Origin of the sequence: Streptomyces argenteolus (assembly GCF_042902585.1) — a bacterium.
GTDB lineage: Bacteria > Actinomycetota > Actinomycetes > Streptomycetales > Streptomycetaceae > Streptomyces > Streptomyces argenteolus.
Map to the genome: position 1 here is coordinate 287,489 of NZ_JBIBEG010000008.1, position 17,283 is coordinate 304,771.

The following is a 17,283-nucleotide window of genomic DNA, read 5'->3' on the forward strand; positions in this document are numbered from 1 at the left end:
CCGCTCTGTGCCCGGGGTCGCGCTGTGCTTCGCCTCCGCTGCGGGCAGGTGCCGCCCTCGTACCTCGGACGACCCCTACCCTCCGCTACGGCTCAGCTCAGCCGCTCTGTGCCCGGGGTCGCGCTGTGCTTCGCCTCCGCTGCGGGCAGGTGCCGCCCTCGTACCTCGGGCGACCCCTACCCTCCGCTACGGCTCAGCTCAGTCGCTCGATCACCATGGCCATGCCCTGGCCGCCGCCCACGCACATGGTCTCCAGGCCGAACTGCTTGTCGTGGAACTGCAGGCTGTTGATCAGCGTGCCGGTGATGCGGGCGCCGGTCATGCCGAAGGGGTGGCCGACGGCGATCGCGCCGCCGTTGACGTTGACCTTGTCCAGCGGCAGGCCGAGGTCCCGGTAGGACGGGATGACCTGCGCGGCGAACGCCTCGTTGATCTCGGCGAGGTCGATGTCGTCGACGGTCAGTCCGGCACGCTTCAGCGCCTGCTTGCTGGCCTCGACCGGGCCGTAGCCCATGATCTCGGGGGACAGGCCGGAGACGCCGGTCGAGACGATGCGCGCCAGCGGGGTCAGGCCCAGCTCGCGGGCCTTGGTGTCGGACATGATGACGAGCGCGGCGGCGCCGTCGTTGAGCGGGCAGCAGTTGGCGGCGGTGACGAGCCCGTCGGGGCGGAACACCGGCTTCAGGCCCTGCACGCCCTCCAGGGTGACGCCCGCGCGCGGGCCGTCGTCCTTCGAGACCACCGTGCCGTCCGGCGTGGTCACCGGAGTGATCTCGCGCTCCCAGAAGCCGTTCTTGAGGGCCTCCTCCGCGAGGTTCTGCGAGCGCACGCCGAACTCGTCCATGTCCTGGCGGGTGACGCCCTTGATCCGGGCCAGGTTCTCTGCGGTCTGGCCCATCGCGATGTACGCGTCCGGGACCAGGCCCTCCTCGCGCGGGTCGCTCCAGCTCGTGCCGGACTGCTCCGCGCGGGCCGCGGTGCGGGCCTCGGCCTCGGCGAAGAACGGGTTGTGCGTGTCCGGCAGGCTGTCGGAGTTGCCCTTCGCGAAGCGGGAGACCATCTCGACGCCGGCGGAGATGAAGACGTCACCCTCGCCCGCCTTGATGGCGTGCAGCGCCATGCGGCTGGTCTGGAGCGAGGACGAGCAGTAGCGGGTGACCGTGCAGCCGGGGAGGTGGTCCATCCCCATCTGTACGGCGATGATGCGGCCCAGGTTGTTGCCCTGCTCGCCGCCGGGGAGGCCGCAGCCGAGCATCAGGTCGTCGATGTCCTTGGGGTCCAGCTCGGGGACCTTGGCCAGCGCGGTCTGGATGATGGTCGCGGTCAGGTCGTCCGCGCGCAGGTCCTTGAGGGACCCCTTGAAGGCCCGGCCGATGGGCGAACGGGCAGCAGAGACGATCACGGCTTCGGGCATCACGCGGCTCCATGAGGACTGGAAGGCAGGAAGGCTGGGCTGCCTTGGAAGTTACCCGGACGTATAGCTGAGGTCACCCGACAGGCGATGTGATGCGGACCTCTTTTCTAAGCAACCGCTCAGTCGCCCGCATTGTTCCCGCATGGCCGGACCGCGCACTCATGCCCGGCGCCAGGTGGCCCCGAAGCCATGGCCGGGCAGCGGCCCCTTCGGGCCCGTCCCGGTGCCGGTGCCCGCATCCTTCCCCGGCTCCGGCCTGCTGCCCGTCCCCGCGTCCTTCGCCCCGCCGCTTTCCGGGCCGGTTGCCGGGCCGTTCTCCGTGCCGCTCCCCGCGTCCGTGTCGTCGTGGCGCACCGGCTCCGTGTGGGCGGGCAGACGCCGCCGCCTGCGGTGCTTGAGCAGGGCCCAGGGCGCCCGGGCCCCGGTGACCTCCGTGCCCGCCTCACGGGCGGCCCTGGAGGCCGCCTTGGCCACCGGCAGCATGTCCTCGCGCCGCGAGCTGTCCAGGTGGTCGGACTCCGGCCACAGCCCCAGCGCCGCGCACAGCGTCGGCAGCATCGCCATGGAGGCGGTCGCGTACCCCTCGGCCGAGGGGTGGTAGTTGTCGGGCCCGAAGAGCTCGCGGGGATTCGCCTCGAACTCCGGTCCGAGGAGGTCGCCCAGCGACACCGTCCGGCCGCCCTGCTCCACCGCGCCGATCGTCTGCGCCGCCGCGAGCTGCCGGCTCACCCGCCGCGCCAGCCAGCGCAGCGGCTGGTAGACGGGCTCGATCGTGCCCAGGTCGGGGCAGGTCCCCACGACGACCTCCGCGCCCGCCGTGCGCAGCCGCCGTACGGCCGTGCTCAGACAGCGCACCGACTGCGTGGCCGGCATCCGGTGGGTCACGTCGTTCGCGCCGATCATGATCGCGCAGACGTCCGGCACCCCGTACGGGTCCGCCAGGACCAGGGACACCTGCCGTTCCAGGTCGTCGGAGCGGGCACCGGGCAGTGCCACGTTCCGCAGATCCACCGGCCGCTCCGCCACCGCGGCCAGCCCGGACGCCAGCAGCGCGCCCGGGGTCTGGCCCGCCCTGCGCACCCCCTGGCCCGCCGCCGTGGAGTCGCCGAGCAGCACGAAGCGCAGCGGATCCGACGGGCCGGCGAAGGCCACCCCGTACCTCCCGTCCGCGCTCGGCGGGACCGGGGCCTTGCCGCCGCCCACCTGCCGTTTCGCCAGCTGCACCTCGGCCAGCACCAGGCCGACCGTCGCGGCACCGATCAGCCCTACGCTGCCGCCCCCGTAAGCCGCACCCGCCGCGATCCGCCGTGCCACCCTCGCTCTCGACACAGTCCGGTCCACCTCCTCCGTGCCGTACAGCCGTACACAGCACTACCTGCCCCGTGGGGGGCGTCGCTCAATCGCTTCGTCCAATCTCGTGCCCGTACGCATACTCTTGGCTGACCATCACGGAGATCCCGGAGTACACGGTGCAATTCCACGATTCGATGATCAGTCTTGTCGGCAACACCCCGCTGGTCAGGCTGCGCAATGTGTCGGCAGGCATTCAGGCGACGGTTCTGGCCAAGGTCGAGTACTTCAACCCCGGCGGGTCGGTGAAGGACCGCATCGCGCTGCGCATGATCGAAGCCGCCGAGCAGAGCGGCGAGCTCCAGCCCGGCGGCACCATCGTCGAGCCCACCAGCGGCAACACGGGGGTCGGGCTGGCCATCGTCGCCCAGCAGAAGGGCTACAAGTGCATCTTCGTCTGCCCGGACAAGGTGTCCACGGACAAGATCAACGTGCTGCGCGCGTACGGCGCCGAGGTCGTGGTCTGCCCGACGGCCGTCGACCCTGAGCACCCGGACTCGTACTACAACGTCTCCGACCGCCTGGTCCGCGAGACCCCCGGAGCCTGGAAGCCCGACCAGTACTCCAACCCGAACAACCCGCGCTCGCACTACGAGAGCACCGGTCCCGAGCTCTGGAAGCAGACGGACGGGCGGATCACCCACTTCGTCGCGGGCGTCGGCACCGGCGGCACTATCACCGGCACGGGCAGCTACCTCAAGGAGGTCAGCGGCAACCGGGTCCAGATCATCGGCGCCGACCCCGAGGGCTCCGTCTACTCCGGCGGATCCGGGCGCCCGTATCTGGTGGAGGGTGTGGGCGAGGACTTCTGGCCGAGCGCCTACGACCGTACGGTCACGGACGAGATCGTCGCGGTCTCCGACAAGGACTCCTTCCAGATGACCCGCCGCCTGGCCAAGGAGGAGGGGCTGCTCGTCGGCGGCTCCTGCGGCATGGCGGTCGTCGCGGCCCTGGAGGTCGCGAAGCGGCTGGGCCCCGAGGACGTGGTCGTCGTCCTGCTCCCCGACAGCGGGCGCGGTTACATGAGCAAGATCTTCAACGACGAATGGATGGCCGACTACGGCTTCCTGGAGGACTCCGGCCCCTCCGCGCGGGTCGGTGCCGTCCTCGACTTCAAGGACGGCCCGCTGCCCTCGCTCGTCCACATGCACCCGGAGGAGACGGTCGGCGAGGCCATCGACGTGCTCCGGGAGTACGGCGTCTCCCAGATGCCGATCGTGAAGCCCGGCGCGGGGCACCCGGACGTCATGGCCGCCGAGGTCATCGGCTCCGTCGTGGAGCGTCAGCTCCTGGACGCCCTGTTCACCCAGCGCGCCACGCTCTCCGATCCGCTGGAGAAGCACATGTCGGCCCCGCTGCCGCAGGTCGGATCGGGCGAACCGGTCGAGGACCTCATGGCGGTGCTCAGCGGTGCGGACGGTGCCGACGCGGCGATCGTCCTCGTCGAGGGCAAGCCGACGGGGGTCGTGAGCAGGCAGGACCTGCTGGCCTTCCTCGCCAAGGGCTCGGCGCCCAAGGCGTAGGGACGTGTTTCCCGGGTTCGCGCAAACGGTACGAGCGCGACACGTAGGCGCAGCACCGGCTTAACACGGCTCCGGCACAGTAAGGGGTGTCGGCGGGGGAACCCGCCGGCACCACGAACGGCGACACGGACTACGGAGCGGCTCCCGGACCTCCACCGTCGCCCGGACGCGAGACCCGGCCCTGACCCGGGACCGCGTCCCTCGCGGGGACCGCCGTCGTCCCGCCCCCTGGGCAACCGGGGGTGCGGCGGTCCCCGCGATTATTCGTGCGCGCGGGCCGGAGCCCGGCGCCTGTCGCCTCAGTCGTCCCAGCCGGACGGGGCCCGCTTCCCGGCCCGTCCCCACGGCCAGGAGCGGGCGGCATGCACGGCGTTCACCCCGACGATTCCGAGCCAGGCCGTGACGAGCCCCTCGATCCCCGCGTTCGCGACGCCGATCGCGGACAGCGGCACGGCCAGCACCAGCGAGACGACACCGAAACCGAACCGCTCCACGAAGGTCCCCCCGATCCCGGCGGGCTCCGCGCCGCCCCGGGCGGTGGTCGTCCGCTGCTCGGCGAGGCTGCGCCGCAGGTGCCGGTCGAGGGTGCTGTCCAGCCGCTGCTCGACCTTTTCCAGGAACGAGTCGACGAGCGCGGACTCGTACTCGGGCCCGAGCTCGGCGCGGGCCCGAAGGGTGGCGTCGAGCTCTCGCCTGAGCTCGGGTTCACGAGTTTCCATGCCCGTCACGGTACGGAGCCGGGACACCCGGGACACTGGGGACAGCCCCCCGGTTTCGGCGGTCCGCCGAGCAGGGCGGGCGGTGTCTCCCCGGCGTAGCGTGGATGCCGGGAGACGGGAGGCGTGCCCATGGCCACCACCACGACGTCGTCCGCCCGCGCCATTCCGCGTACGACCGGGACGCGGGCCCGCCTGGTCAACGAGGCGGAGCTGCGGGCGACGCTGTCCACGTTCCGTGAGCTCTCCGACGAGGACTGGCGGCGCCCCACGGTGTGCGACGGCTGGACGGTCCGGGACATGCTGGCCCACACCGTCGGTCAGTTCGAGGAGCTGCCCCGGCCCTGGGTCGCCCTGCGCCGGGTGCGCAGGGCCGCGCGGACCCATCCGGGGCTCGGCCCGCTCGACGGCCACAACGAGTGCCAGATCGAGGACCGGAAGGCGGTCCCGGGGCGAGAGCTGATCGGCGCTCTGGCCCACTTCGCGCCGCAGGGCCTCATCGCCCTGCGGCGGATGCCCGCCCCGGTCCGCCGCACGATCCGGCTGAGCCTGCTCTACCCGGAGGCCAGGGCGCTGCCCGACGACTCCGTGGACTACCTCGGCAACGTCCTGGTCACCCGCGACACCTGGATGCACCGGGTGGACCTCGGCGACGCCACCGGCGCCGAGCTGGTGCTCGACCGGCACGACCGGGAGATCGTGGGCCAGGTGGTGCTGGATCTGGCCCTCTCCTGGACGGGGCCGGCGGTGGCAGTCGACCTCCACGGCCCCGCGGGGGGCGTCTACCTGCTGGGCATCGGCGGTCCGGCCGCCACGCTCCACGCGGACGCGGTCGACTTCGCCCGGCACCTGTCCGGACGCCCGACGCGAGAGCGCCTGGAGCTTGAGGGGGATCCGGAGGCAGGGGCGGCGCTGCTGGCGGCCCGGGTGGTGTTCTGACGCCCGAGCTGCCCGCGCCGGGCCCCCGCCCGTGCCGCCGCGCGTGCTCCCGGGCCGGCCCCGCTGACCGTGCCGGCCGTGCTCCCGGGCCCGCCCCGCTGACCGTGCCGGCCGTGCTCCCCGGCCGCTCCCGCTGCCCGTGCCGGCCGGTGCCGGGCCCGTGGCGCACTCCCCGGGCCTCCGTGCGGCGTTCCGGGGCGGGGAACGCCGATGCCCCGGGGAGCTGCGGGCGTGGGGCCCGGCAGTTTCCCCGGCGCGCCAGGGGACCAGGCCGGCGGCTCTCGGGAGCGCCGGGGCTCACGGAGGAGTGACCTCGGCGAGGAAGGCCTCGGGTGTCACCGCGTACCCCATGCTGTTGATGACGGCCACCGGTGTGCTGTCGATCAGGACCGTCGGGGTGGACCGGACGCCGCTCTCCTCGAAGGCCGCCGACACCTGCGCCGCCCAGGGCAGATAGGTGCGCTCGGCGACCTTCTGCCGGAAGGAGTCGGTGTGCAGCGCCTCGACCTCGCCGGCCAGCCGCAGCAGGTTCTCCCGGTCGGCGAAGGCGTCGACGTCCTCGCTGGGCTGATCGGCGTAGAGGACCCGCAGGTACTGCATGAACGGCTTCTGTCCCTCGTCCGCCGCTGCGCCCAGCGCGGCCAGCGCCTCCAGGGATCCGCTGCCGCCCGCGGAATCGTCGATGAACGTGCCGAAGTGGTGGTCCACCGCGAATCTGCCCGCGTCCGCGGCCCGCTCCATCACCGCTCCGAGGTCCAGCTCCATGCGTTTGCAGTACGGGCAGCGGAGATCGGCGTAGACGCTCAGCACGTGTGCGGCCTCGGTGTCGCCGTAGCGGACGACGATGCCGCCGGGCCCTCTCGTATTGGCTGGGATCATGCTCCAAGGGTCGGCAGGGGAGAGCGGTCCCGCAATGCGAGCCCCGCCGGACCGGCGGGGCCCGGCGCCGCGCACCCGGCCCGGACCAGCGGATGTATATGGACATGCAGAGGACTTGCTGGCTGAATGGATTCCTCGGGGTGCCGGACGGGCGCGGCGGAATCGGTGGAGGGGACAGCATGAGCGTGAGCAGCCCGGCGGCGCGGTTGCAGCAGCTCTTCGAGGGGCGGCGGCTCACGCCCACCCAGCGGCGGATCGCGCACTCCATGGTGCGGCGGGCCGCCGACGCCCCGTTCCTGTCGAGCGTCGAGCTGGCCGAGCTGGCCGGGGTCAGCCAGCCGTCCGTCACACGCTTCGCCGTGGCGCTCGGATTCGACGGCTACCCCGCCCTGCGCAGGCACCTGCGGGAGGTCGCACCGGGCGGGGCGGAGGCCGGCTCCGGCGCGGAGGACGCCCTGAACGAATACCAGCAGGCGGTGCGCGCCGAGATCGAGAATCTGCGCCAGCTCGCCGAGCTGCTCGCCGATCCGGCCCCGGTGGAGCGGGCGGGGCGGCTGCTCGCCGCGTCCCGGCCGCTGCTCGTCGTCGGCCTGCGGGCAGCCTCCCCGCAGGCCCGGGGCTTCGGCTACTTCGCCGCCAAGGTGCACCCCGACGTCCGGGTGCTCGACGAGGGCGGCAGCATGCTGTACGACCGCATCGACGCCGCCCGGCGCGCGGGCGCGAGTGCGCTGATGTGCTTCGCGCTGCCCCGGCACCCCCGCGAGTCCGTGGACGCGCTGGCGTACGCGCGTGAGCAAGGGCTGACCGTCGTGACCGTGGCCGACTCGGCGTTCGCCCCGGTGGCCGCCCACAGTGACCTGCTGCTCCCGGCCGCGGTGGGGACGGGGCTGGCCTTCGACACGGCGTGCGCGCCGATGCTGCTGGGGCGGGCGCTGCTGGAAGCCATGTGCGACGGCCTGCCCGACGCGCAGGCGCGGCTGGAGGAGTTCGACGCCAATGCGGCGGCGCGCGGGCTGTTCGTCGAGTAGCGGGCGTCCGGGCGGCGGCCGTGGCTCCACCGCGCCCGCCGCCGTGGCACCGGAGGTGACGCCGTGGGCGTACGCCTGCCGTGCGGCCGGGTGTCTTCCGGAACTGGGAGCCCCGCTTGCGCCGATTCTCAGACGTCACTCATCTGCGCCCATTAATCTCCGCGCCCAGAAGGTGCACAGGGAGCTGCGGGAGAGGAGTACGGACGTGGGGCGCGGAGCTCAGTCGCTGGCGAGGGTGGCCGTGGTCGTGCGGGCCGGGGCCGCGCCGATGTGGTGGTCGGGCGTGGCGGCGGCGGTCGTCGGGGCGTTCGTGCCGGGGCTCACCGGCCGGCGGATCGGCCTCCTGGCCGGCGCCGCGCTGTTCCTCGTGACCCTGGCCGTGGTGGTGTTCGCCCGGAGGGGGCGGTACGCGGAGCTCGCCGCGGGCGCCACCCGGGCGGGCCGGAGCGATTTCCTCCAGGACAGGGACGTGACCGTACGGAACTGGCGGCGCGCGCACCGGTGGTGGCTGCTCGGCGCGTTCCTGGTGGCGGTGGCGAGCGCCGCCGTGCTCCCGGGGGCCGGCGGGCTCGTGCTGGCCGGGGCGGGTGCCGGGATCTGGCTGAAAGCCGTGCGGTTCGGGCGCCGGGAGGTTCGGGACGACGTCCTGTACTGGGTGCGTACGGACCGGGTGGAGAACGGCAGGCCTGCGGGCAAGCAGGTCGAGGCCTACCGGACGACCGGGCCCGTGGCGGGGGACGCCGCGCCGGGTGGGGCGCGGCGTCGCCGCCCGTGAGACCGCGGGTCAGACCTCCAGCTCGGCCTCGATGCGCTTCAGCTGGTGGCGGGCCATCGCGAGGTTGGCCCTGCCCTTGTCCAGGACGAGGTAGAGGAACAGGCCGTTGCTGCCACGGGTCTTGAGCAGCCGGATCAGGTGGTACTGACCGCCGAGGGTGATCAGGACGTCCTCGATCTCGTCCTTGATGCCCAGGTGCTCCATGGTCCGCAGCTTCGCGCGGATGACGTCCGTGTTGCCCGCAGCGGCGACCTCCAGGTTGAAGTCCTTGCCGCCGCCGAGGGTGCCCAGGGCCATGCCGCTCGTGTAGTCGACGAGTGCGACACCGAGGGTCCCCTCGATCGACGCCATCGCTTCCTTCAGTGACGCTTCGGTGTTGGCCATAGTGCTCGTTTCCTTTCCCTGGCCGGCCCGTTGGCCGGTCCGTTTCTGACTGCGTACGGGGGTCACGTGTGATCAGGTGTGGTGGCGCGTCGGGGCAGGGCCCCGGACTGCTGCGCCCGGGGAGGGGCGACGGTCCGGTCGGCGAGTTCCTGGACGGCGTCGACGACTTCGCCGATGCGGGCGCCCGCGCGGCGGCCTTCGAGGTGGAGGCGGCCGACGTTGATGCGGTCCTCGGCCAGCAGGGTGAGGACGGCGGAGGAGCCCGCTGCGTAGGTGGCGATGTAGCCGTTCTCGCCCCGGATCAGGAGTTCACGGAATCCGCCGCGTCCGGTGGCGTCGGCCATCCGGATCGACACGCCCAGTGCGGCGGCGGTGAGGGCGGCGACGCCCTCGGCCTCGATGCCCGGTGTGTCCTGGGCGACGATCAGGCCGTCGGTGCTGGCGGCGAGTGCGCCGGTCAGGAGCGGTACCCGGGCGCGTAACCGCTGGAGCTCGTCGAGGACATCCTTCACTTCGGCCTCGGGCACCATCAGCTGTCTCCTCCCGGCACGCTGTCTGAGCGCGCGTATCACAGTGCCTCCAATGCGTCTCTGAGCCGGCGGAGCAGGGCGACGTCGGGGTCGGTGGTGACCTCGGGAAGCGTGATCCGGCCGGGCTCGGACCCGGCACCGGCCGGGCGGACCGCTTCGACCAGTCCGGCGGCGGCGAGCCGGCGCAGGTCGACCAGGATGTGGAAGGCGGAGCGGCCCAGTTCCCGGGCGATGTCCGTGGCGGTGCGCTCACCGTCGACCAGAGCCAGGACGCGGCGCTGACGCGGGGGCACCGGCGCGTCCACCGGGTGCGCCGTGGGGACGAGCGGGGCGCTGTCGGTGAGCGCGTCCGGCCAGATCCGGTCCAGGAGTTCGCGGCGGCGCAGGGTCTCGCGCTGCACGGCGTGCACGGGCACCGGGCGGACGGGGCCCATCCAGTGGGAGACCCCGTAACGGAAGCGGGCCGGTGTGTGGGTGGGAGCCAGGGCGAAGAAGGCCGCGTCGTACAACGCCCCCAGATGGCAGAGCTCCAGGGCGCCGCCGGGAACCCGGCCGCTGTCCACGAGGTAGCGCCCGACCCGTCGGCCGGCGCCCGCCTGGGCGACCGCGTCCCACCAGCCCTCGGAGCGCAGGGCTCCACCCGCGGTCAGCAGGACGTCGATGCCGGGGGTGGCCGGGCTCTCCGCGTGGACGACCTGGCCGTCGGCGAGGTACAGGGTGCCGCGGTCACGCATCAGCGCACCGGTCGCGCGTTCGGCCGCCAGCCGCTGGAGCATCGGGGACGGGGCGGCCCGTTCGGGCAGGTCCGCCGGGGCGGCGGCGGTGTGTCTCATGCCAGGACCAGCCGCTCCGCTATCGCGCCGAGTTTGATGCGGGCGAGGGCGAGGTTGCCCTCCGCGCGGTCCAGCCAGAGGTGGAGGAAGACGCTGCTGTCGAACGCCGTCTCGACGAAACGGAGGATGTGGTAGCCGGGGCCGGTGGTGACGATGACGTCCTCGACGGCGGGGGCGGGCGGACCGGCCGAACCGGCGGGCGCCTCGGCCTGGGCGAAGACGGGCTGTTCCGCCGCCATCCTCGCCACCTCGGCCGTCTCGGCGGCCGTGGCCTCGTGGTCGCCGTTGGGCGACTCACCTATGGTGCCGAGGGCGAGACCGCTGGTCCAGTCGACCACCGCGGCGCCTCTGGCGCCGGGCAGCCTCATGACTTCGATGAGGCACTCGTCGATTCCGGGCACCGCGGATTCCCCTCCCGACGTGGCGTACGGATGTAGTGGAGAGGCTACGCAACGTGTGTGTGCCAGGTGGGAGTTCTGGCATTTTCCAGTGGTACATGCGAAGGACCGTGTAAGGGCCCGCAGGTGGAGGCGCGGCAGCCGGTCGGAAGTTGTCCGGCCGACTGCCCTCCCCTGGCTGAATCAGGCCCTCGGTGAGTGTTCTCAGACCCTTTCGGTCGCGATATCACCACCTTGTCGACCGCCCGGAGATCGATTCCGATCAGCAGGAGGATCCCGGCCCTGATGCCGACGTCCGCGATACCGGTCAGGGCTCACCGGCCGGTGAGCTCTGTGCCGAGGACGCCGACGATGACGAACAGGGTGAGGGGCTCGGGGCCGATGGCCCGCTCGGGCGGGGCCTCGCCGGTCCGCGGAGTCGTCTGGGGCGCGGTCAAGGTCCCTCCCGGAGAGTGAGGGGAGGACGACTGCCCGGCGGGGCCGGGGCCGCACCTGTTGACTAGGAGTATTCAGGTCGCCAGGATGTGAATAGGTGAGTCACATCCGAGGAGGCAGCCGCCATGTCAGGACCCCGCCCCGTACGGGCACCGCGCGGTACGGAACTGAGCGCCCTGGGATGGCAGCAGGAAGCCGCCCTCCGCATGCTCCAGAACAATCTCGACCCCGAGGTCGCCGAACACCCCGACAAGCTCGTCGTCTACGGCGGCACGGGCAAGGCCGCGCGTGACTGGCGGTCCTTCGACGCCATGGTCCGTACGCTGCGGACCCTGAAGCAGGACGAGACGATGCTCGTCCAGTCCGGGCGCCCGGTCGGTGTCATGCAGACCCACGAGTGGGCGCCCCGTGTCCTGATCGCCAACTCCAACCTGGTGGGTGACTGGGCCAACTGGGAGGAGTTCCGCCGTCTGGAGGCCCTCGGGCTCACCATGTACGGGCAGATGACCGCGGGCTCCTGGATCTACATCGGGACCCAGGGCATCCTCCAGGGCACCTACGAGACGTTCGCCGCCGTCGCCGCCAAGCGGTTCGGCGGGACGCTGGCCGGCACCATCACGCTGACGGCCGGACTAGGCGGTATGGGCGGAGCCCAGCCGCTGGCCGTCACGATGAACGACGGTGTCGCCCTGTGCGTCGACTGCGACCCGCGCGCCATCGAGCGCCGGATCGAGCACCGGTTCCTGGACGTGCGCGCCGACTCCCTGGAGCACGCGCTCCAGCTGGCCGTCGAGGCCCGCGACGCACGGCGCCCGCTCTCCATCGGCCTGCTCGGCAACGCCGCGGAGCTGCTGCCCCGCATGCTCGCCGAGGGCGCTCCGATCGACATCGTCACCGACCAGACCAGCGCGCACGACCCGCTCGCCTATCTGCCCGTGGGGGTCGACTTCGACGACATGGCCTCGTACGCCGCCGAGAAGCCCGCCGACTTCACCCGGCGCGCCCGGGAGTCGATGGCTGCCCACGTCGAGGCCATGGTGGGCTTCATGGACGCCGGGGCCGAGGTCTTCGACTACGGCAACTCGATCCGGGGCGAGGCCCAGCTCGCCGGTTACGCGCGGGCGTTCGACTTTCCGGGGTTCGTGCCCGCCTACATCCGGCCCCTCTTCTGCGAGGGCAAGGGCCCCTTCCGCTGGGCCGCGCTGTCGGGCGAGGCCTCGGACATCCACAAGACCGACAGGGCGCTGCTCGAACTCTTCCCGGAGAACGAGTCGCTGCACCGCTGGATCCGCATGGCGGGGGAGCGGGTCCACTTCCAGGGTCTCCCGGCCCGGATCTGCTGGCTCGGCTACGGCGAGCGGGACCGCGCGGGCGAGCGGTTCAACGACATGGTGGCGACCGGGGAACTGGCGGCGCCGCTGGCCATCGGACGCGACCACCTGGACTGCGGGTCGGTCGCCTCCCCGTACCGGGAGACCGAGGCCATGCTGGACGGCTCCGACGCGATCGCGGACTGGCCGCTGCTGAACGCCATGGTCAACGTCGCCTCCGGGGCGTCCTGGGTGTCCCTCCACCACGGCGGCGGGGTGGGGATGGGGCGCTCGATCCACGCGGGACAGGTGACGGTCGCCGACGGCACCCCGCTCGCGGGCGAGAAGATCCGCCGGGTGCTGACGAACGACCCCGGCATGGGTGTCATCCGGCATGTCGACGCGGGGTACGACATCGCGGAGTCGGTCGCCACGGACAAGGGCGTACGGGTCCCAATGGCGGAGGGCGACGCCCGGTGACCGGAACGGTGGACGCGGGTGCGGGCGTGGCCGGCGCGGGGCCGGGGCGGTCAGGGCTGCCGGGGCACGGCGGTGCGCGTCCGGGGGAGCCGGGGCGTCCTGGGAGCGGCGACGGGCGGCCGGCGCGCGAACCGCAGTCGTTCCAGGCGATGTGGCGAGACCTCGGGCGCATCGGCCTCGACCCGGGGAGCGGCGGCTACCGGCGGTACGCCTGGACCGGGGCGGACCGGGACTGCCGGGAGTGGTTCCGCGCCCAGGCGGAGGCCCGTGGGCTCACCCACGAGACCGACCGCAACGGCAACCAGTGGGCCTGGCTCGGCGATCCGCTCGCGGGGGACGCCGTGGTCACCGGTTCCCACCTCGACTCCGTGCCCGACGGCGGGGCTTTCGACGGTCCTCTGGGCGTGGTGTCCTCCTTCGCGGCGCTCGACGAACTCCGCCGCAGGGGAGCGGAGTTCACGAAGCCTTTCGCCATCACCAACTTCGGTGACGAGGAAGGGGCCCGCTTCGGGCTCGCCTGCGTCGGGTCCCGGCTCGCCGCGGGGCAGCTGACCGTCGAGGGCGCGCACCGGCTGCGGGACGGGGACGGCGTCTCGTTGCCGCAGGCCATGGAGGCCGCGGGACACGACCCCGACGCCCTCGGGCCCGACCCCGAACGCCTCGCCCGGATCGGAGCGTTCGTCGAACTGCACGTGGAACAGGGGCGGGCCCTCGACCTGAGCGGGGACCCGGTGGGTGTCGCCTCCGCCATCTGGCCGCACGGCCGCTGGCGGTTCGACTTCCGCGGGGAGGCGAACCACGCGGGCACCACCCGGCTCGCCGACCGCCGCGACCCGATGCCCACGTACGCCGAGACCGTGCTCGCGGCCCGGCGCGAGGCGGAGCTCGCCGGTGGCCTCGCCACCTTCGGCAAGGTCGCCGTCGAGCCGAACGGGGTCAACGCGATCCCCTCCCTCGTGCGGGGCTGGCTCGACTCACGGGCCGCCGACCAGGCCACCCTGGACACCGTCGTCGCCGGCGTCGAGCGGGCCGCGCGGGAGCACGCCGAGCGGGCGGGGATCGACCTCACCGTCGTGCGGGAGTCGTTCACGCCCGTCGTGGAGTTCCAGCACGCGCTGCGTGACGAGCTGTGCCGGCTGCTGGGGCGGTCAGGTCCCGGCCCTTCGGGCCGCGCCGTGCCGGTGCTCGGAACCGGGGCGGGACACGACGCGGGTATTTTGTCCGCTTCCGTGCCGACCGCCATGCTGTTCGTACGGAACCCCACCGGGATCTCGCACTCGCCCGCCGAGCACGCGGCGGAGGACGACTGCGCGGCCGGGGTGAGGGCACTCGCCGACGTACTGGAAGGTCTCGCGTGCAGCTGACAACGCAACCGACGGGCACACCGGTCACCGCGACGTACTGGATGTCGCACGCCTGGCTCGGCACCCACGTCGAGCCGGGGGTCCTCCTGGACGTGGCCGGCGGGCGCATCGCCGGTGTGCGAACGGGCATCGAAACGCCCCCGCCCGGCGCCACATCGCTGCGTGGCCTGACCGTCCCCGGGCTGGCCAACACCCATTCGCACGCCTTCCACCGCGCCCTGCGGTCCACGGTCCAGGTGGGCTCCGGCACCTTCTGGACGTGGCGCGAGACGATGTACCGCACGGCCGCCCGGCTCACCCCCGACAGCTACTACGACCTGGCCCGCGCCACGTACGCGGAGATGGCGCTGGCGGGCATCACCGCTGTGGGCGAATTCCACTATCTGCACCACGCGCCCGGCGGAACGCCCTACGACAACCCCAACGCCATGGGCGAGGCGCTCATCGCGGCGGCCGGCGAGGCGGGCATCCGCATCACCCTGCTCGACACCGCCTACCTCGCGGCCGGCTTCGGCGAGAAGCCCAGCCGGCACCAGCTCCGCTTCTCGGACACCACGGCCGACGCCTGGGCGGAGCGCGCCGGTCTCCTCAAGGGCGACGACGACCTGGTGCGCATCGGCGCCGCCATCCATTCCGTACGCGCGGTCCCGGCCGGGCAGCTGTCCACCGTCGCGGAGTGGGCGCGGGAGCGTGCCGCCCCCCTGCACGTCCACCTCTCCGAACAGACGGCGGAGAACGACGCCTGTCGCGCCGCCCACGGCCGCAGCCCCGCCCGGCTGCTCGCCGATCACGGGGTCCTCGGCCCCCGCACGACCGGAATCCACAACACTCACCTGGACGCCGAGGACATCGAACTGCTGGGCGGCTCCCGGACGGGCACCTGCATGTGCCCCACCACCGAACGCGACCTCGCCGACGGGATCGGTCCCGCCGCGGCCCTCCAGACCGCCGGCTCGCCGCTCTCGCTGGGCAGCGACAGCCACGCCGTCATCGACCTCTTCGAGGAGGCGCGGGCGATGGAGCTGAACGAACGTCTGCGCACCCATGTACGCGGCCACTGGACGGCTGCCGCCCTCCTCAGGGCCGCCTCCGCCGACGGGCACGCCGCACTCGGCCGTCCGGACGCGGGGGTGCTGGAACCGGGCGCGCCCGCCGATCTCACGACCGTCGCGCTCGACTCCGTGCGGACGGCCGGGCCGGTGCCCAGGCTGGCAGCGGAAACGGCCGTATTCGCCGCCTCCGCGGCGGATGTGCGGCACACGGTGGTGGCGGGACGGCACATCGTCCGGGACGGCCGGCACACACGGATCGACGACGTGCCCGGAGCGCTTGCTTCCGCGGTCGCCGCCCTGCACGGCTGAGCCCTCGGAAGGCGGCCCCGGCAGGGGCCCCCGCCCACGCTGGAGCCCCGGCCCCCACCGGAGCCCCCGCCCCCACCGCAGTCCCGGTCCTCACCGGTGCCGTAAGAACGCCCCCGCCCCCGGCAGCGCAGCCGGGCGGCGAACCCGACGAAAGCCGTGCCCTGATGACGAGCCCGACGAGCCCGACGACCGCCATCACCCACATCGCGAACCTGGTCACCAACAACCCCTCCCTCGGCGACGGGACCCCCCTGGGCCTGATCCGGGACGCGGCCGTCGTCATCGACGGCGACCGCATCGTGTGGACCGGTGAATCCAGCAAAGCACCCGCCACCGACAACGCCGTCGACGCGGGCGGCCGGGCCGTGATCCCCGGCTTCGTGGACTCCCACTCCCACCTGGTGTTCGCGGGCGACCGGACCGCCGAGTTCAACGCCCGCATGTCCGGCCACCCCTACTCCGCCGGAGGCATCCGCACCACCGTCTCCGCCACCCGCTCCGCCTCCGACGAGGAACTGTCGGCCAACGTCGCCCGCTACGTCGCCGAGGCACTCCAGCAGGGCACCACCACCCTGGAGACCAAGTCCGGCTACGGGCTCACCGTCGAGGACGAGGCGCGGTCCCTGCGCGTCGCCGCCCGGCACACCGACGAGGTCACCTTCCTCGGCGCCCACATCGTGTCCCCCGACCACGCGGACGACCCCGCCGCCTACGTGGACCTGGTCACCGGCCCGATGCTCGCCGCCTGCGCACCCCACGCCCGCTGGATCGACGTCTTCTGCGAGCGGGGCGCCTTCGACGAGGACCAGGCGCGCACCGTCCTCACCGCGGGCCTGGCCGCCGGTCTGCACCCCCGCGTCCACGCCAACCAGCTCGGCCACGGTCCCGGTGTCCAGCTCGCCGTCGAGCTCGGCGCGGCCTCCGCCGACCACTGCACCCACCTCGACGACGCGGACCTCGACGCCCTCGGCCAGGGGCACACGGTCGCCACCCTGCTCCCCGGCGCCGAGTTCTCCACCCGTGCGCAGTGGCCCGACGCCCGCCGGATCCTGCGCGCGGGCGCGACCGTGGCGCTGTCGACGGACTGCAACCCGGGGTCCTCCTTCACCTCATCCATGCCGTTCTGCGTCGCCCTCGCCGTACGGGACATGGGCATGACCCCCGACGAGGCGGTCTGGTCCGCCACCGCCGGGGGCGCCGCCGCGCTGCGCCGCACCGACATCGGCCGGATCACCCCGGGCGCGCGCGCCGACCTCGTGCTTCTCGACGCCCCCAGCCACGTCCACCTCGCCTACCGGCCGGGAGTCCCGCTGGTCAGGGCGGTGTGGCGGAGCGGACAGCGGGTCGTGTGACACGAGGGGAAGCGGACCGGTCCTCTCCGGTCGCGCACGGGAAGCGGAGGGGGTGGCCGCACGCGCGCGTGCCCCCGGCCGAGCCCGGCCCTCGTCGTCGCCTCCGCGGCACGGGCCGCGGGACCGTTCCGCCCAGGAGTCATGCCGTTCCCCCGAGAACCCATGTCCCATGTCCCGTGTGGGCCGTGACACGTCGTCAACCATGCGGAAGG

General features: G+C 73.1%; 17 protein-coding genes. 8 read left to right on the top strand and 9 right to left on the bottom strand.

Translation table 11 applies throughout. The annotated features are described in order from the left end of the window. Nucleotides 1–193 precede the first annotated feature (193 nt). Nucleotides 194–1,414: an acetyl-CoA C-acetyltransferase gene (locus ACFY8O_RS26795; RefSeq protein WP_145808966.1), complete on the bottom strand. Its 1,221-nt coding sequence runs from the start codon at nucleotides 1,412–1,414 to the stop codon at nucleotides 194–196. Between the two features lie 159 nt (nucleotides 1,415–1,573). Further along, nucleotides 1,574–2,728, bottom strand: a complete 1,155-nt coding sequence (locus tag ACFY8O_RS26800) for an SGNH/GDSL hydrolase family protein (RefSeq protein ID WP_387906692.1) — start codon at nucleotides 2,726–2,728, stop codon at nucleotides 1,574–1,576. A 155-nt stretch (nucleotides 2,729–2,883) separates the two neighbouring features. Here ACFY8O_RS26800 and ACFY8O_RS26805 point away from each other — a divergent pair, with 155 nt between their 5' ends. Beyond that, nucleotides 2,884–4,287: a cystathionine beta-synthase gene (locus ACFY8O_RS26805; protein WP_145808964.1), complete on the top strand. Its 1,404-nt coding sequence runs from the start codon at nucleotides 2,884–2,886 to the stop codon at nucleotides 4,285–4,287. 299 nt (nucleotides 4,288–4,586) lie between these two features. Here ACFY8O_RS26805 and ACFY8O_RS26810 read toward each other — a convergent pair whose 3' ends face one another. Then, complete coding sequence (locus ACFY8O_RS26810; protein ID WP_387906557.1) at nucleotides 4,587–5,006, bottom strand: hypothetical protein; 420 nt, start codon at nucleotides 5,004–5,006, stop codon at nucleotides 4,587–4,589. A 129-nt stretch (nucleotides 5,007–5,135) separates the two neighbouring features. On the opposite strand from ACFY8O_RS26810, the gene ACFY8O_RS26815 reads away from it, so the two are divergent. Next, entirely contained in the window at nucleotides 5,136–5,942 is an 807-nt protein-coding gene (locus tag ACFY8O_RS26815; protein WP_387906560.1) for a maleylpyruvate isomerase family mycothiol-dependent enzyme, read from the top strand. 297 nt (nucleotides 5,943–6,239) lie between these two features. Here the strand turns inward: ACFY8O_RS26815 and ACFY8O_RS26820 are convergent, their stop codons facing one another. Continuing rightward, nucleotides 6,240–6,821, bottom strand: coding sequence for a thioredoxin domain-containing protein (locus ACFY8O_RS26820; protein ID WP_387906563.1), 582 nt, complete (start codon nucleotides 6,819–6,821; stop codon nucleotides 6,240–6,242). A gap of 179 nt (nucleotides 6,822–7,000) precedes the next feature. Between ACFY8O_RS26820 and ACFY8O_RS26825 the strand changes: the two genes are divergently transcribed. Further along, nucleotides 7,001–7,849 carry a MurR/RpiR family transcriptional regulator gene (locus ACFY8O_RS26825; RefSeq protein WP_387906565.1) on the top strand — a complete coding sequence of 283 codons (849 nt, stop codon included), beginning with the start codon at nucleotides 7,001–7,003 and terminating at the stop codon, nucleotides 7,847–7,849. Nucleotides 7,850–8,084: 235 nt separating this feature from the next. Continuing rightward, entirely contained in the window at nucleotides 8,085–8,624 is a 540-nt protein-coding gene (locus ACFY8O_RS26830; protein WP_387906695.1) for a hypothetical protein, read from the top strand. A gap of 9 nt (nucleotides 8,625–8,633) precedes the next feature. Here ACFY8O_RS26830 and ACFY8O_RS26835 read toward each other — a convergent pair whose 3' ends face one another. The 5 genes from ACFY8O_RS26835 to ACFY8O_RS26855 form a co-directional block, all read right to left on the bottom strand. After that, nucleotides 8,634–9,008 carry a hypothetical protein gene (locus ACFY8O_RS26835; RefSeq protein ID WP_145808957.1) on the bottom strand — a complete coding sequence of 125 codons (375 nt, stop codon included), beginning with the start codon at nucleotides 9,006–9,008 and terminating at the stop codon, nucleotides 8,634–8,636. Between the two features lie 62 nt (nucleotides 9,009–9,070). Continuing rightward, nucleotides 9,071–9,538 (bottom strand): roadblock/LC7 domain-containing protein, encoded by a 468-nt coding sequence (locus ACFY8O_RS26840; RefSeq protein ID WP_145808956.1) that lies wholly within the window; start codon nucleotides 9,536–9,538, stop codon nucleotides 9,071–9,073. Between the two features lie 38 nt (nucleotides 9,539–9,576). Next, nucleotides 9,577–10,371, bottom strand: a complete 795-nt coding sequence (locus ACFY8O_RS26845) for a helix-turn-helix domain-containing protein (protein WP_145808954.1) — start codon at nucleotides 10,369–10,371, stop codon at nucleotides 9,577–9,579. Then, nucleotides 10,368–10,772, bottom strand: a complete 405-nt coding sequence (locus ACFY8O_RS26850) for a hypothetical protein (protein WP_387906568.1) — start codon at nucleotides 10,770–10,772, stop codon at nucleotides 10,368–10,370. The genes ACFY8O_RS26845 and ACFY8O_RS26850 overlap by 4 nt, the downstream gene beginning before the upstream one ends. Before the next feature lie 311 nt (nucleotides 10,773–11,083). Further along, nucleotides 11,084–11,206: a hypothetical protein gene (locus tag ACFY8O_RS26855; RefSeq protein WP_387906570.1), complete on the bottom strand. Its 123-nt coding sequence runs from the start codon at nucleotides 11,204–11,206 to the stop codon at nucleotides 11,084–11,086. Between the two features lie 123 nt (nucleotides 11,207–11,329). On the opposite strand from ACFY8O_RS26855, the gene hutU reads away from it, so the two are divergent. From hutU to hutI, 4 genes are all read left to right on the top strand, one after another. Beyond that, entirely contained in the window at nucleotides 11,330–12,994 is a 1,665-nt protein-coding gene (hutU, locus tag ACFY8O_RS26860) for a urocanate hydratase (protein WP_145808951.1), read from the top strand. 149 nt (nucleotides 12,995–13,143) lie between these two features. Further along, nucleotides 13,144–14,358 carry an allantoate amidohydrolase gene (locus ACFY8O_RS26865; RefSeq protein WP_387906698.1) on the top strand — a complete coding sequence of 405 codons (1,215 nt, stop codon included), beginning with the start codon at nucleotides 13,144–13,146 and terminating at the stop codon, nucleotides 14,356–14,358. After that, entirely contained in the window at nucleotides 14,349–15,719 is a 1,371-nt protein-coding gene (locus ACFY8O_RS26870) for a formimidoylglutamate deiminase (RefSeq protein WP_387906573.1), read from the top strand. The genes ACFY8O_RS26865 and ACFY8O_RS26870 overlap by 10 nt, the downstream gene beginning before the upstream one ends. Nucleotides 15,720–15,883: 164 nt before the next feature. Further along, nucleotides 15,884–17,071: an imidazolonepropionase gene (hutI, locus tag ACFY8O_RS26875; protein WP_387906575.1), complete on the top strand. Its 1,188-nt coding sequence runs from the start codon at nucleotides 15,884–15,886 to the stop codon at nucleotides 17,069–17,071. Nucleotides 17,072–17,283: the final 212 nt, after the last annotated feature.